The following is a 14,231-nucleotide window of genomic DNA, read 5'->3' on the forward strand; positions in this document are numbered from 1 at the left end:
ATAGATCATAAATAATCTTAATATAATGTTACAACGTCCGAGAAGAAATCGTAAATCTGCCGTGATTCGCGACATGATTCAAGAGACACGTTTAGACGCGTCAAATTTGATTTTCCCACTTTTTATCGTCGATGGGCAAAATCAAAAAACTGAGGTTAAATCGATGCCTGGCATCTATCGCTATTCAATAGACAATCTATTGAAAGAAGTGGAAAGTTGCCTAAAGTTGGGCTTACGCTCATTTGATCTTTTCCCTAACATTGAAGAGTCCTTAAAAGACAAATATGCTACAGAAAGCTACCGTGATGGAAGTTTATACTTACGTGCGATTGCAGCTGTAAAGAAAAATTTTCCGGAAGCTTGTATCGTAACGGATGTTGCTATGGACCCTTACAGCAGTGATGGGCACGATGGAATTGTCGAAAACGGTGAGATCCTAAACGATGAGACATTAGAGGTATTGGGCAAGATGGCTTTGGCACATGCGCAATCAGGTGCAGATATCATTGCTCCATCAGATATGATGGATGGCCGCATCGGTTACATCCGTGAGCTATTGGACCATAATGGTTTTACAAACGTTTCTTTGATGTCCTATACGGCAAAATATGCTTCGGCCTATTATGGTCCTTTTAGAGATGCCTTAGGCTCGGCGCCCAAGCATGGCGATAAAAAGACCTACCAGATGAATCCTGCCAATGCAAAAGAGGCGCTTATCGAAGCACAGCTCGATGCACAGGAAGGAGCAGATTTTCTGATGGTAAAACCAGGACTTCCCTACTTAGATATCGTTAAACTTCTTGCAGACAACTTCGATCTGCCAATTGCGGTGTATAATGTCAGCGGAGAATATGCGATGTTAAAGGCGGCTATTCAAAACGGCTGGTTAGACGAACGTGTCATTCTAGAAACGTTATTGAGCTTCAGACGTGCTGGCGCTACAGCAATCCTATCCTACCACTCCAAAGAAGTATTGGAGAAAGGTTTTATTTAACAACTTCCAAATTATCTTCGATAATCGGAATATAACTAACAGAAGCTCGGGAATTCATTTCCGAGCTTCTGCTTTTTTTAAAATATTATTTAAACCTTTTTATTACATTGCGGTCAAACAGAAAATTATAATCCACCTTATTATGTTAAAAAGTATTATAATCAGCAGTTTCCTGTTATCGGCTCCTTCCGTACATGAACATACATTTTACTCCTTTTTAGAAGGCAATTGGATTGCGGCCAACGCTAAACTGAAATCAATCACATTTAATCAGAATGGCGACGCCTTTTTCACCTTTTCAAATTCAAACCCTCAAAGTCCCCCAACTTCAGTTCATCAAAAAGTGGGCAATTTTGCAATATTAGATAGCAAAAAATTCAGTGGGTACTTTTTTAGTCCAAACCTTTTTGGAAAATATAATGATAACAAGACGGCTTTTGAGATTGAAATTAAGTCAGCCAATGAGATTATCCTGTTTGTCAATCAACAGGAAATACAATTGCTAAAAAAGGAAACTATTACTCAATTTAAATAGCTAATATCAGGCTATTATGGATTCCTTACGTTTCTATGAGACTTATCTTCTCAAAAAAAGATAACTTCGCATTCAAATACATAGACTATGCAAGCACCTGATATTTCAAGAGCAAAATCTGCTGAGCTATTTGAAAAAGCAAAACAATATTTCCCTGGAGGCGTAAACTCTCCTGTTAGGGCCTTCAAATCCGTATATGGTACCCCATTATTTATTGAACGTGGCGATAAGGCACATCTTTGGGATGCGAACGGCAATGAATTCATCGATTTTTGTTGTTCATGGGGTCCCCTAATTTTAGGGCACAATAATGATCAAGTTCGTGAAGCAGTAGCGGCACAACTCGGGAAAGGCTTAAGTTTTGGCGCTCCTACTGCGTTGGAGAACCAACTGGCTGAGTTGATTATCGAAAACAATAGATTTATTGAGAAAATTCGCTTTGTCAGTTCTGGCACCGAGGCTGTAATGTCTGCTATCCGTTTGGCTAGAGGTTATACGAAACGTGATAAGATCATCAAATTTGATGGCTGTTATCATGGGCACTCCGATTCTCTTTTGGTAAAAGCTGGTTCTGGCCTGGTAACCTTTGGTGAGACATCTTCGGCCGGTGTACCTAAAGCATTTGCAGACGAAACCATTGTTATCGAATTAAACGATAAGCAAGCTTTAGAAGCTGCTTTTGCAGCGTTTAAAGATCAGATTGCGGCAGTTATCATTGAGGGTATACCTGCAAACAATGGTTTATTGTTGCAATCTAAGGATTATGTTCACTTCTTACGTAATATCACCAAAGAACATGGTGCAATGTTGATTATGGATGAAGTGATCACAGGATTCCGTATTGGTTTTGAAGGTGCTTCAGCTTACTATGATGTACAACCTGATATTATTACCTACGGAAAAATTATTGGTGGCGGAATGCCTGTCGGTGCTTATGGAGCCTCAAAAGAATTGATGGCCTGTATATCTCCTGATGGTGCAGTCTACCAAGCAGGAACTTTATCCGGAAATCCAGTTGCTATGGCTGCCGGCATTGCGGCATTGGGTATCTTGGCTCAAAAGGATTTCTACACAAATTTAAATGCCAAAACAGAGGCTTTCGTCAATGATATGCGTACTTATATTGCTGAGAAAGGATATAAAGTTCAACTTTTCCATGTTGCTTCTATTTTTTGGTTTGCATTTACAGAACAGCAAGAAATTAAAAAAGCGAGTGAAATCGATCCTAAATCGATGGAATCTTATAAAATTATGCACCGTGAGTTGTTAAATCGCGGCGTTTATTTTGGCCCTTCAGGCTATGAAGTAGGTTTCGTTTCTGATGCACATACAGCAGCGGATCTTGACCAGGCAAAAAAACATATTTTCGATGCGTTGGACATTGTCTTTAGTGCATAAAAATCAAACTACTATAAAAAAAGCCCTCCAGTAATATACTGGAGGGCTTTTTTTATAGGTTAGCGGAAGTTTCGGTTTGAATCAACGTACTTATTAAAGTTTGTTTGCCAACTTCTTATCTTTGGATTTCATCTTATTTAATCCGGCGATAAGTTCATCCAACGAAAACTTACCTTTGATATCCATAAATACACTTTCATCTTCATCATCATGGACCAGTAAAGAAACCCGCTGAATGACATTGTTCTTATCAATACGAGCATTTAGCGAAATTTCCTGGCCATCGGTGTTAATAACCAGAAGTTCCTCAAATTTATTTTTCTTTAAAAACTTATGGTAATCGTCCAAAATACGCGCATTCTTTGTTTTATCATTATTTGAAAGTGTTAGCATTCTGAACTTCTTCAATTTCTTTACAATTTCGGCCATTGCACGGGCATCTTCATCGTTATCATCCTTTAAGGCTTTTTTCATAAAGGGTTTTGTTAACCACATCGGTAAATTAATCGCAACAATCTCAGCATCGTCAGATACATTAGACCGACTGACGAAGTCCATATTGGACGCTTTTTTTATCATGCATGATTGCATGGAGAAAAGAACGCCAACTAGGCACAACAAGGTTAGTAATCTTTTCATAATTGTCTACTTTTTGTTGTTATCTCCTTTGTTCTTATTCACTTTATTATTCCCTTCGTTGACCAAGCTAGTCACATCTTTCAACGGTATAGCCCCGTCCAGGATCATAAATAGGTTTTGCCCATCTCCATTGATTGTAAGTAACAGATTGTTTAGGATATCGGCATTTGCGGACATATTTTCCACCATGAACCTGATATCTTGCCCATCACTATTGAGCGACATAAGTTCTTCATATTTTAAATTTGACACTGCCCCCCGAATAATGCCTGTTAGGGCTTTATCTTCTCCATCCTCAACGATCAGCATCCGCAACGATTTAACATTCTTAAGTAGTGGTGTAATTGTCTGCATATCCTCATCGTCAATTTTCAAATTACCCAATAGTTTGAACATCGGCGCCCCGATTTTGAGTGTTGTTACACCTTTCTTTCCTTGATATTGTTCAAAAAGTTTATCCAATTTTGAAATTTGTGCATTTGCCATACTTGCTACAAGTAGAAGGCAAGCTATTAAAAAACCTTTCATTTTATTTTAGTTAATCGTTATTGACATTTGTTTTATATTCATTGCTTTATCTACACCATTTTCCAAATTATTTGCCAGTAAGCCTAAAGATTTTAGGGTCAGTTCAACAGCTTCCTGTTCGTTCGCGACAGGTTTCCCATTCAAAACAACATAATCTGCCCGGTAGGATTCACTTTCGACTGACTGCAGACCTTCAGCAACTATTTCCTTCTTTTCAGTCCATTCCTTCGCTTGTTTTTTCACTTTAGGGCGTTTGACCGTTTCTGCGATCTGTAACGTCTTACCGCTTTTCACCGAACGGAAGCTATCATTAGAATTGGAAACTACCGTTTCTTCATTTTGATGTTCGATCAGCTTCTTGTCCGCGGATTTTAGCTCTTTCATTTCCTTTTCGGCAAGTACCGGTACTCGCGTTGTTGGTTCCTGATTTAGGAATAGTGCAATTCCAATAGCCATTACCAACATGGCTGCTGCTACATATTTTATCCAGCTATTATTCCACCACACAGTACGTTTCTTATCATCATTGATCTCACTTTGGAAGTCCTCAAAGGACCAGTCCATTGTCTTATTTTTTTCCTGATTCAATGATTGAAAAAAAGCATTATCCGAGTTTTTCAATACTCTTTCTTCCTCTAATGACGACTGGCCATTAAAGTACTTCTCTTCCAATTCTTTTAATTTCTTATCTTTCATCACTGTATATCTTATTTTCAAAGAAGATGAAACAATCGGGTTTATTTTTTACCTGAATAAATCCGCGTAGTTTCATAATCGAATAATTTTGTCAATTGTTCTTTTACCTTCTGTCTTGCACGCATCAGATTAACTCTGACTGCAGACTCCCCCATCTCCAATACTTCACCGATTTCATCGATATCATAATCCTCAACATCGCGCAGATGCATAACAAGCCGTTGTTTTTCGGGAAGAGAATTGATCATCTCCAGAATAATTTCTTTCGTATTCCCAACGGTATGTTCGGTCATCGCAACAACCTGATGCTGTTCAACAAAATCCGCTCGGACCTTTTCTCTTTTTAAACGATTGAGTGCTTCATTTTTCACACTCTGCATGCAGAAGGCTTCCATATTTTTATATTGAAGCAACTGATCTTTTAATTGCCACAACCGCATCATCACATTTTGTACCGCATCAAAAGCCTCGTCATCATCAATCAAGATCCGTTTCGCAAAGCGAAATAGCTTATCCTTATGGATGAAAACGGTATTTTTAAATTGCTCTTGATTCATGTTATCGTCAATATTGAGACTTACTCTATTTTAATTTTTAATCGGCTTATGCTCCATCTCAATATCACCCGTGCCTTTTATATAATCAAGACATTTCAGCAGATCGATTTATTACATCTAATATGACTATTTTTTTAAAAATATTTAATTCACTGTGTATTAAACTTCAATGAGTAGCCCAAACGGCCTATTTTTAACCTTATTACAAACAAAATAGGAACATAGACTGTTACTTAAGATGCTGAATGATTAAAAAATTAAACAAAAAAATTATGAAGTATTACAGAATTACAGGTGTTACTGCTGCAGTAGCACTCCTAGTAGGCGCTGTTGGGTGTAACAACTCTTCTACGAAAAGTACAGGTGGAGCTGACTCAAGCAGCAGTATCGACACAAATACTGCACAAAAAATGGACTCAATCACCGTTAGTCCGATTGCAGACTCGAAAGAATTTCCTGGAGCTGATCTGCAGATCGCCTCGATCACTGCAGAAAAGGTAGGAACAGACTCCGCAAAAGTAACTGTAAAATATGCGATTAAGAATTTCAAATTGACTGAGATGACCGATGATGCCCATGCTGCCCATATGGCAAATTCGCATGATGGACAACATATTCATTTTATTTTAGACAATAAACCTTACACGGCTCTTTACAAGCCCGAGAACTCTGTAACAGTACCGTTAAATTCGGAACATTACCTGCTCTCATTTTTATCAAGATCCTATCATGAATCCATAAAAACCACTGAAGCTTCTAAATTGGTAAAATTTAAGATTGATGCAACGGGTAAATTGACGACAGATGCAACACCAAAGGAACCATCACTTTTCTATTCTCGACCTAAAGGTGAGTATAAAGGAGATGAAACAAAAAATCTCCTGTTAGATTTTTACGTAGTCAATACCAAACTTGCTCCAGACGGCAACAAGGTAATTGCAGATATCAACGGCCAGACATTTACATTGGACAAATGGGGGCCATATGAGATAAAAGGCCTGCCAATGGGCAACAATAAAGTAAAATTGACTCTAGTAGATAAGGATGGTAATGCTGTTACCGGAGATAATGTTTCGGTAGAACGTGATATCAAACTGTCTGAAAAATAAATTGAAGGCTGTCCTAAACACAAAAGAGTCGCATTAAAATGCGACTCTTTTGTGTTTAGGACAAACTTTGAGCGACAAAAAGACATTGTCTTTATTCCTTTTTGATTAAGGCAGTTTGTCAAAATCAATTTTCGGTGCATTATTTTTATTCCGGAATTCAAACTTACTTCCTGGCTTAACAACGTCATTAAAGAAACCACCATTTCTAAGGAAGTATCCGTTTTTGGTAATGCCGCCGATTGCATCAATGCGTTGATTTGCACGATAGGTATTATCGACACTGAAAGAAGCCTCCTGTACAGCTTTCCATTGTCCATCATAGACCCATTGATTGCCAAACTCAACCTTTCTACCCAGGTAGCCTTGATTAGGACTAAAGTTCTCTAAGAAACTATGGAATCGTTTCAGGTAGGTGTTTGTCTGCGGACGTTTGAAGCTTGCGATCACATTCCATGCATGCTCTTCGGGTACAAAAAACCAAGCCGTATAATCAGTATTCCCTTTTCCATCGGGCACGCCTTTCAAGAGAAACTTATAGGTTACCCCTGCTTTCCAAAAGTACTTACGGTAACTCTGTCCGCCTGACCCTTCATTTCCAAACTCACCCGAATGCACATCCTTTCCTTTTTTTAGTAGATGGATTTTTTGCTCATCTGGAATACTTTTCGGATCATCTGTGTGGAATGGACTCCAGACGGAAAATAAGATACGTCGCTCGGTTTCTGAATTAACCTGTATACCAAAGTAGCCTTCGCCAAAACCATTCGCCATAAAATAGGAACCAACTTTATCTTCACCTTGAGGGACGGTTACTTCGTTATAATAGTAACTAACATTACCCTCCGTAGGAACAGTATAATTTAGATGACAAGAAGGGCCTCTTCTGGACCAATAGTAATACTCAGGATCATTGGAAAATAGAAGACCTTCTGAAGCCGCTTCGCCGCTCACAAGCAATTCGGTTACATTGGCAAAATTGCTTCCCGACTTACTTAAGCCTTTTAAATTAACCTGAACGTAGCCGGGCGACTTTACATCAATGGACAGAGGCGCTGTTTCCGACAGCTCAGTACTTTCCACATTCACGATCGCCTTTTTTCCTAAAGCGTCTACTGCTATTTTGGATTTTCCAGCATCGTTTTTTGCCTTCAGTTTCAAAGTCAATTTCCCCGCCTTTTGAGCCCTAAAATAAACCGATACCACTTCCTGATCGCTTGACCATTTTACAAGGCCATTACGACCGGAAATTTCCGCTTCACCAGCTTGTCCGGCGGTAATGAATGCATTCCCAGCAAGTGGTACGGCATAAGTCTTCCCTACTGTCTGCGCTATACTGTTTATCGAAAGGCAGGATAAAGCTCCCATAAAGAGATACTGGATAAAGTGTTTTCTTTTCATACTTTATTTTTTTTATCAATTTATATATCAAACCTAGGCTAGTTATACTACCTGCGGTTATTAATGCTTGCCATGAATTCGAGATGCTGCTATACTCGAATACTTCACGAAACCAAACTCCTTTAGCTATTCTGAAACTCAATTTTTCAGCTATCTTTCTGTTGCACTTTACTATTGAATAAAGATGGTATCGGTTTGTGAAACTGGATTATTGGATGAAGATAAGGCTTAGATTTACAGAAAAAGAAAGGAAATGTATATCAATCGATTGTGTAAAAAAACAGCAATAATTGACCATTATTCCTTTCCATTTAAATGAACTATTATAAAATGAGATGTATATTTTAACATTTTAAAAATACGATCTAATCTTTTTGTGTATTTTTAGGATCAGAGTCCCCTTTTATAAAAGCTAAAATAGCAAGCTCCATGGACAAATCTGCTGATAGCACATCAAAACGTATCTTAGGACAAAAACAAATCTCCATATTGATCCATGGACTCGCCTGGCTTATTTTCTTATCCTTTCCAGTACTATTTTTTAACAACGGTCAATTGGAAATTAAGGAAATACTTTTTGCACCGGCATTTTGGATTTTCACAGGCTGTTTTTTAATCCTATTCTATGTCAATGCTTACCTGCTAATTCCTTATGCGATAAGAAAACGAAAATTTATCAGTTACGGAATCTCCATTATTTTGACAGGCTTGTTACTAGCCTATTATCTTCAGCCCTTCGATCGCTTGATGCATATTGGACCTCAGCAATTACCTACCCCTGGAGAAAGAGAATTTTCGCCTAGGCATCGCCCTGATTTCCCACCGCCGCCATCTGCTAGGCATTTCCCAGACCGAGGTCCGGGGCAGACCCCGGGACAACGGCCACAACCCATCGATATTGCTTCCGTATATATTTTCCTGTTAACCATTAGCCTTGCCGCGCTCTATAGAATCGTAACCTACTGGATGGAAACTCAGCAAAAGATGCAATTGGTCGAACAAGACCGGATGAAGGCCGAACTTTCCTTCTTAAAAGCCCAGGTCCACCCCCACTTTTTGTTCAACACATTAAATAATATATATGCATTAGCATTGACCAACGATGATGCCGTCGCAAGTAGTATTCATCGCCTTTCGCAATTAATGCGTTATTATATGGATGAACGGCATAGTGATACGATTGACATCAAGATCGAAATACAGGCTATACAAGATTTTATCAATCTCCAAAAACTACGCACTGGCCCAAATTGTTCGATCAGTGAACATTATGCGGGGCTCGAACACCCTAAAACGATACACGCATTTGTGTTGCTTCCTTTTGTTGAAAATGCGTTCAAATATGGATTAAGCACCATAGAGCCCTCCCAATTAAGTTTTGAAGTCATTCTAACGCCAACATCCTGCGTATTAAATGTAAAGAATAGCATAGCTGCACAGTCAACCGAACAACACCGAACAGGAACAGGTCTTAAAAATGTTAAACGTCTATTGGAACATTTTTATGCCAGCAAACATCGCCTGACGATCCAGCAGGAGGATCATTCTTTTTTCGTTCAGCTTATCCTTTACATTTCTTCATAAATTGTTTTTATATTAGGCTATACGATTATATATACAAAAGCAGTTTATCTTAATTTAATCGATGTTAACTTGCATAGCTCTTGACGATGAACCCCTGGCTCTTCGTATTATTTCGACGTTCACAGCAAAGCATTCTGCTATACAGCTTGCTGCAACCTTCAGTAACCCTCATGAAGCGAAGCTGTATCTCGCCAATAACAGTGTTGATTTGATTTTTTTGGATATTGATATGCTCGAGATCAATGGTATTGATTTTGCAAAGAACTTAAAACCAAGACCTTTATTGATTTTCACCACAGCACATAAGGAGTATGCGATAGATGGATTTGAACTTGATTCAGTAGACTATCTTCTCAAACCATTTGACTTCGTCCGTTTTGAACGGGCCATCGATAAAGCGATAACACGTTCAGCTACACAGAGCCATCGCCCCTTTTTAATCGTGCGTGTAGAATATCAACGAATCAAGATCTATCTTGACGAAATTGAGTGCTTGGAAAGCATGCAAGATTATATCAAAATACACCTTATACACGGAAAAACAATATTGACTCTATCGACAATGAAAGCCATGCTCGAGCGTTTGCCAAAAAATCAGTTTATCCGTATCCACCGCAGCTTTGTTATCGCAGTCAAACACATCATTACATTTTCACAGCGTAAAGTACAATTACCCAACTTCACATTGAAAGTCGGCGATGGTTACTATAATGAGGTTATCCAATGTCTACGTGATTCGTCGATGCAATAAGCCTCTTTATCGTTACTTAACATTATTTTACATCTCCGTCTATTACCTTGCTTCCATAACTAAAAAAGAAGAGATATGGAACGCAAAAATTTTATAAAAACCCTATCATTGCTCGCATTTTCAGGGCCAATGGTCTGGGCAGCTTGCAAGAAAGACGATACTACATCAATTACGGATGAGGGCACTGACGTAAATGTCGATTCAAGCTGCAGTGTGACACCTTCGGAAACCGAAGGGCCTTTTCCGACAAAAACACCTTCAAGTTATGTCCGATCAGATATACGCAAAGGTGATGGTATTGGGGCGAATATGCTCGGTTTAATTACCATTGTTAATACAAACAATAGCTGTGCGGCACTAGAAGGAGCTCTAGTGGATATTTGGCATTGTGATGTGGAAGGTAACTATTCCCAATATGGCGGAACACAGATGCAATCCAGCAACTACCAGTCTGTCAATTGGTACCGCGGTAGACAAGTCACGAATGCCAATGGACTTGTTTCCTTCCAAACCATCTTTCCGGGCTGGTATCAAGGTCGAGCAACACATATTCACGTTCATGTATATGATGCTACAGGTAAATCGCTATTAGTGACGCAAATCGCCTTTCAAGATAGTCTGTGTCTTGAAGTCAATAACACAGGTTCTTCTTATGGTTACAAAAAAGGTGTTTCAGGATATACCTATAATGCCAATGACAACGTATTCAGCGATGGTGTTACCAAAGAAATGTCTACGGTCACAGGATCCTTATCTGAAGGTTTCCAAATGAAAATGACGATTCATGTTAATGCTTAACAGCCTGATCATGCAGGATATTAGAATCTATATCGCGGAACAGCGAGGGGAAACATCTATCGGAACACATCTAGTCAGGAGCACACTCAATTATGGTTCCTTTGCTGCTCCTCAACGGGAGGCTATTGGCCGGTTGCAACAGGTCAATAGCTGGCAAGTCGCGCCTCAAGGTACTTTGGAACTCCCGACCAGTCAGGATACGGTCTCACTTTTGATTCCTTTGGTTGGGGATCTACTCGCGACGACGGATGACCAAACCTATATCGTTCCTGTCGGAACAATCTTTGTACACAATTTTGAAAATAATACGGCAATTCACATAAAGGCATCGTCCAAAGTTGGGGGGCCTGCGATCTTTCAAGAATTTGTGCTTAATTCGGCAATAAACACTCCTACACTACCTCATATTGTGGATCTTCCACTTTCATCTTCGTTTGAGAAAAACAAGATGTATCCTGTAGGCACCGACTTAGCTACTGATTTTCAGTTCTACTTCGGTGCATTTGCCGGAAAACATGATTTTGAATTACAGATTGGCCAAGACCACAAAAACGCATTTGCATTTGCATTAGATGGCAATTTTGAAGTTGAAGAACGTATTCTTTATCCATCTGATGGTCTTTATCTACCAGATTCAAACAATTTAGACATCGAATGCTTATCGGCAACTGGCCTTTTGGTGGTTTTGTGTTTCTAACGGAATAGATTTAAAAAACGATGATCCCCAAAATAACGACCACGATAAACATAAAAAAGTGAAGGGTCTACCCTTCACTTTTCCACACGATGTTAATAAAATGTTGAAAACCTCATTTCGCTTTTATGGTGATCCCTCAAGTTACTCACAACTTGTTGATATTGCTGTTTAATATTTTAAAAATGGCTAAAAACCAACGCTTTTCAAGTTTAATCCTGTACGCTCGTCTAAACTGAACATTAAGTTCATATTTTGTACAGCTTGACCGGATGCTCCTTTCAGCAAATTATCAGTCGCATTTAAAATAAGGAGCTTATTTCCGTGCTTTTCGAGGTGGATAATACTTTTATTTGTATTAACGACCTGTTTGAGGTCAATATTTTTAGGACTGACATGTGTAAAAGGGTGAGCGGCATAATAGCTGTCATACAATGCGTAGGCCTGCTCTTCAGACAAATCGGTGTCTACATAAATTGCCGAGAAAATTCCGCGGGCAAAATCGCCACGTTGAGGAACAAAATTAATTTTTGCAGCAGCACGCTCCAATAATGATCCGTCTGACACCGGCAAAAATCCCGCTTGTAGCTGATCCAAGGACTCTGAAATTTCCTGCAAATGCTGGTGTTCAAAAGATTTGTAAGCAGAAAGGTTATTGTTACGCCAGGAGAAATGCGTTGTCGCACCTGGTTTTTGTCCTGCCCCTGTTGATCCAGTCGTTGCATTAACATGGATTTGATCAAGTAATAAGCCTTTACTCGCTAATGGCAATAAAGCCAATTGGATATTTGTTGCAAAGCATCCTGGATTAGCAATATACTGAGCCGTTTTGATTGCCTCTTTGTTTAGTTCCGGAAGCCCGTACACGAATTGTTGCCCTTGGAAAGCTGTATTCGCACGAAGACGATAATCTTGTGAAAGATCAATAATCTTCACGGATGCATCGATCGGATTTGCATCTAAAAATTTCCGTGCATCACCATGACCAACACATAAAAACAATACATCAATAGCTGAGTGAAAGTCCGAAGAGAAGGTCAATTCAGTATCACCAAATAGATCATTGTGAACTTCATATAACTTATTTCCTGCATTGGAAGCGCTATTAGCAAATACGATTTCCACCTCAGGATGATAAATCAATACACGTAATAATTCACCACCAGTATATCCTGCCGAACCAATTATTCCTACTCTTATCATTTTTTTGAATTTAGAATTTAGGTATGCGTTATCACCTACAGGGCAATGTATCTTTTCTTACCCAATTCGTCGTGATAAGAAAAAATACATTACGCCAAACAAGGTTTATTTTTTATTCACTTTGTGCCAAATGATGGTTTGATTTCCAAAAATTTTGGAGAAACCTTTCACATCGTCACCTGTATAGCCTTTATTCATCTCACCATAGCTACCGAATTTGTTGGACATCAAATCGTGTTCAGACTCGACACCAATGACGACAAAACGGTATGGGTGAAGCTCAACAATCACTCGGCCCGTCACTGTTTCTTGTGAAGATTGCAAGAATGCTTCGATATCACGCATAACGGGATCATGCATTTGGCCTTCGTGCATATAATTTCCGTAGAAAGCAGCGATTTGATCTTTCCAGGACAATTGCCATTTAGTTAAGGTATGTTTTTCTAAGGCATGATGTGCCTTGATTAAAATGACAGAAGCAGCGGCTTCAAAACCCACACGGCCTTTAATACCAATGATTGTATCACCAACGTGGATATCACGGCCAATACCGTATGGTTGAGCTATTGTCTGTAATTCTTGAATCACTTTAACGGAAGCCATTTTCTCACCATTTAATGCAATAGGCTCTCCTTTTTCAAAATCAATTGTAATTTGTTGCGGCTCTGAAGAAGTCACTGGAGTTGGCCATGCCGACTCTGGTAAGTATTGGTTGGATGTCAATGTTTCTGCTCCACCAACAGAAGTACCCCAAAGACCTTTATTGATGGAGTATTTTGCTTTTTCAGCGGAATACTCTACACCATGCTTATTCAAATATTCTATTTCGGCTTCACGCGACAATTGTAGATCACGGATTGGGGTGATAATTTCCACTCCTGGAATCAGGGTCTGGAAAATCATATCGAAACGTACTTGGTCATTTCCTGCACCTGTAGATCCATGAGCAACACATTCAGCGCCAATTTTCTTTGCGTAGTTTGCAATTGCGGTTGCTTGGCATACACGCTCAGCAGATACTGACAATGGATAAGTCGCATTTTTTAACACATTGCCAAAAATCAAAAATTTAATAGTTTCGCGGTAATAGTCTGCCGTTTCGTCTATAGCTGTATGTGATTTCACACCTAAAGCATAAGCACGTTCTTCAATATTTTTTAATTCTTCATCCGAAAAACCACCTGTATTTACAACTACGGAATGAACTTCTAAACCTAAATCTTGTGTAAGATAAATACAACAGAATGAAGTATCTAATCCGCCACTAAATGCTAAAACTACTTTTTTCATTAGAATGTTATTTTATGAGTGTTTGTTTTCAACGGCTGACTTAAGCTCGTTTCACTC

Annotated in this window: 15 protein-coding genes; 8 read left to right on the forward strand and 7 right to left on the reverse strand. The window is 39.0% G+C overall.

Annotation, left to right across the window (positions count from 1 at the left end; genetic code table 11):
* The first annotated feature begins 25 nt into the window (after window positions 1–25).
* The 3 genes from hemB (at window position 26) to hemL (ending at window position 2,927) form a co-directional block, all read left to right on the forward strand.
* Window positions 26–994: a porphobilinogen synthase gene (gene hemB / locus ACHWSC_RS08095; RefSeq protein WP_070561999.1), complete on the forward strand. Its 969-nt coding sequence runs from the start codon at window positions 26–28 to the stop codon at window positions 992–994.
* Window positions 995–1,136: 142 nt separating this feature from the next.
* Window positions 1,137–1,529 (forward strand): hypothetical protein, encoded by a 393-nt coding sequence (locus ACHWSC_RS08100; RefSeq protein ID WP_394676416.1) that lies wholly within the window; start codon window positions 1,137–1,139, stop codon window positions 1,527–1,529.
* An 87-nt stretch (window positions 1,530–1,616) separates the two neighbouring features.
* Window positions 1,617–2,927 (forward strand): glutamate-1-semialdehyde 2,1-aminomutase, encoded by a 1,311-nt coding sequence (gene hemL / locus ACHWSC_RS08105; protein ID WP_394676417.1) that lies wholly within the window; start codon window positions 1,617–1,619, stop codon window positions 2,925–2,927.
* 93 nt (window positions 2,928–3,020) lie between these two features.
* On the opposite strand, the gene ACHWSC_RS08110 is transcribed toward hemL, so the two are convergent.
* The 4 genes from ACHWSC_RS08110 to ACHWSC_RS08125 are packed head-to-tail and all read right to left on the reverse strand — an operon-like array spanning window position 3,021 to window position 5,347.
* Window positions 3,021–3,566, reverse strand: a complete 546-nt coding sequence (locus ACHWSC_RS08110; RefSeq protein ID WP_205399851.1) for a DUF4252 domain-containing protein — start codon at window positions 3,564–3,566, stop codon at window positions 3,021–3,023.
* Between the two features lie 6 nt (window positions 3,567–3,572).
* Entirely contained in the window at window positions 3,573–4,094 is a 522-nt protein-coding gene (locus ACHWSC_RS08115; RefSeq protein WP_120333165.1) for a DUF4252 domain-containing protein, read from the reverse strand.
* A gap of 6 nt (window positions 4,095–4,100) precedes the next feature.
* Entirely contained in the window at window positions 4,101–4,790 is a 690-nt protein-coding gene (locus tag ACHWSC_RS08120) for a hypothetical protein (protein WP_394676418.1), read from the reverse strand.
* 41 nt (window positions 4,791–4,831) lie between these two features.
* A complete protein-coding gene (locus ACHWSC_RS08125; RefSeq protein ID WP_205399855.1) occupies window positions 4,832–5,347 on the reverse strand; it encodes an RNA polymerase sigma factor in 516 nt (171 codons plus the stop codon).
* 272 nt (window positions 5,348–5,619) lie between these two features.
* Between ACHWSC_RS08125 and ACHWSC_RS08130 the strand changes: the two genes are divergently transcribed.
* A complete protein-coding gene (locus ACHWSC_RS08130) occupies window positions 5,620–6,456 on the forward strand; it encodes a hypothetical protein (protein ID WP_394676419.1) in 837 nt (278 codons plus the stop codon).
* A 105-nt stretch (window positions 6,457–6,561) separates the two neighbouring features.
* Here the strand turns inward: ACHWSC_RS08130 and ACHWSC_RS08135 are convergent, their stop codons facing one another.
* Window positions 6,562–7,854, reverse strand: a complete 1,293-nt coding sequence (locus ACHWSC_RS08135; protein ID WP_201666521.1) for a DUF3472 domain-containing protein — start codon at window positions 7,852–7,854, stop codon at window positions 6,562–6,564.
* Between the two features lie 429 nt (window positions 7,855–8,283).
* Between ACHWSC_RS08135 and ACHWSC_RS08140 the strand changes: the two genes are divergently transcribed.
* The 4 genes from ACHWSC_RS08140 (at window position 8,284) to ACHWSC_RS08155 (ending at window position 11,684) form a co-directional block, all read left to right on the forward strand.
* Window positions 8,284–9,438: a sensor histidine kinase gene (locus tag ACHWSC_RS08140; protein ID WP_394676420.1), complete on the forward strand. Its 1,155-nt coding sequence runs from the start codon at window positions 8,284–8,286 to the stop codon at window positions 9,436–9,438.
* 61 nt (window positions 9,439–9,499) lie between these two features.
* Entirely contained in the window at window positions 9,500–10,189 is a 690-nt protein-coding gene (locus ACHWSC_RS08145) for a LytR/AlgR family response regulator transcription factor (RefSeq protein WP_394676421.1), read from the forward strand.
* Window positions 10,190–10,264: 75 nt separating this feature from the next.
* Entirely contained in the window at window positions 10,265–10,987 is a 723-nt protein-coding gene (locus tag ACHWSC_RS08150; protein ID WP_075990909.1) for an intradiol ring-cleavage dioxygenase, read from the forward strand.
* 10 nt (window positions 10,988–10,997) lie between these two features.
* The gene (locus ACHWSC_RS08155; protein WP_394676422.1) at window positions 10,998–11,684 is read left to right on the forward strand and encodes a hypothetical protein; all 687 of its coding nucleotides are present in this window, start codon (window positions 10,998–11,000) and stop codon (window positions 11,682–11,684) included.
* Between the two features lie 186 nt (window positions 11,685–11,870).
* Here the strand turns inward: ACHWSC_RS08155 and argC are convergent, their stop codons facing one another.
* Together argC and argG are read right to left on the reverse strand one after the other, a co-directional pair.
* Window positions 11,871–12,884, reverse strand: a complete 1,014-nt coding sequence (argC, locus tag ACHWSC_RS08160; RefSeq protein WP_394676423.1) for an N-acetyl-gamma-glutamyl-phosphate reductase — start codon at window positions 12,882–12,884, stop codon at window positions 11,871–11,873.
* A 105-nt stretch (window positions 12,885–12,989) separates the two neighbouring features.
* On the reverse strand, window positions 12,990–14,174 hold the full coding sequence (argG, locus tag ACHWSC_RS08165; RefSeq protein WP_075990906.1) for an argininosuccinate synthase: 1,185 nt from the start codon (window positions 14,172–14,174) through the stop codon (window positions 12,990–12,992).
* Window positions 14,175–14,231 lie beyond the last annotated feature (57 nt).

Source organism: uncultured Sphingobacterium sp., from assembly GCF_964277905.1.
Taxonomy (GTDB): domain Bacteria; phylum Bacteroidota; class Bacteroidia; order Sphingobacteriales; family Sphingobacteriaceae; genus Sphingobacterium; species Sphingobacterium siyangense.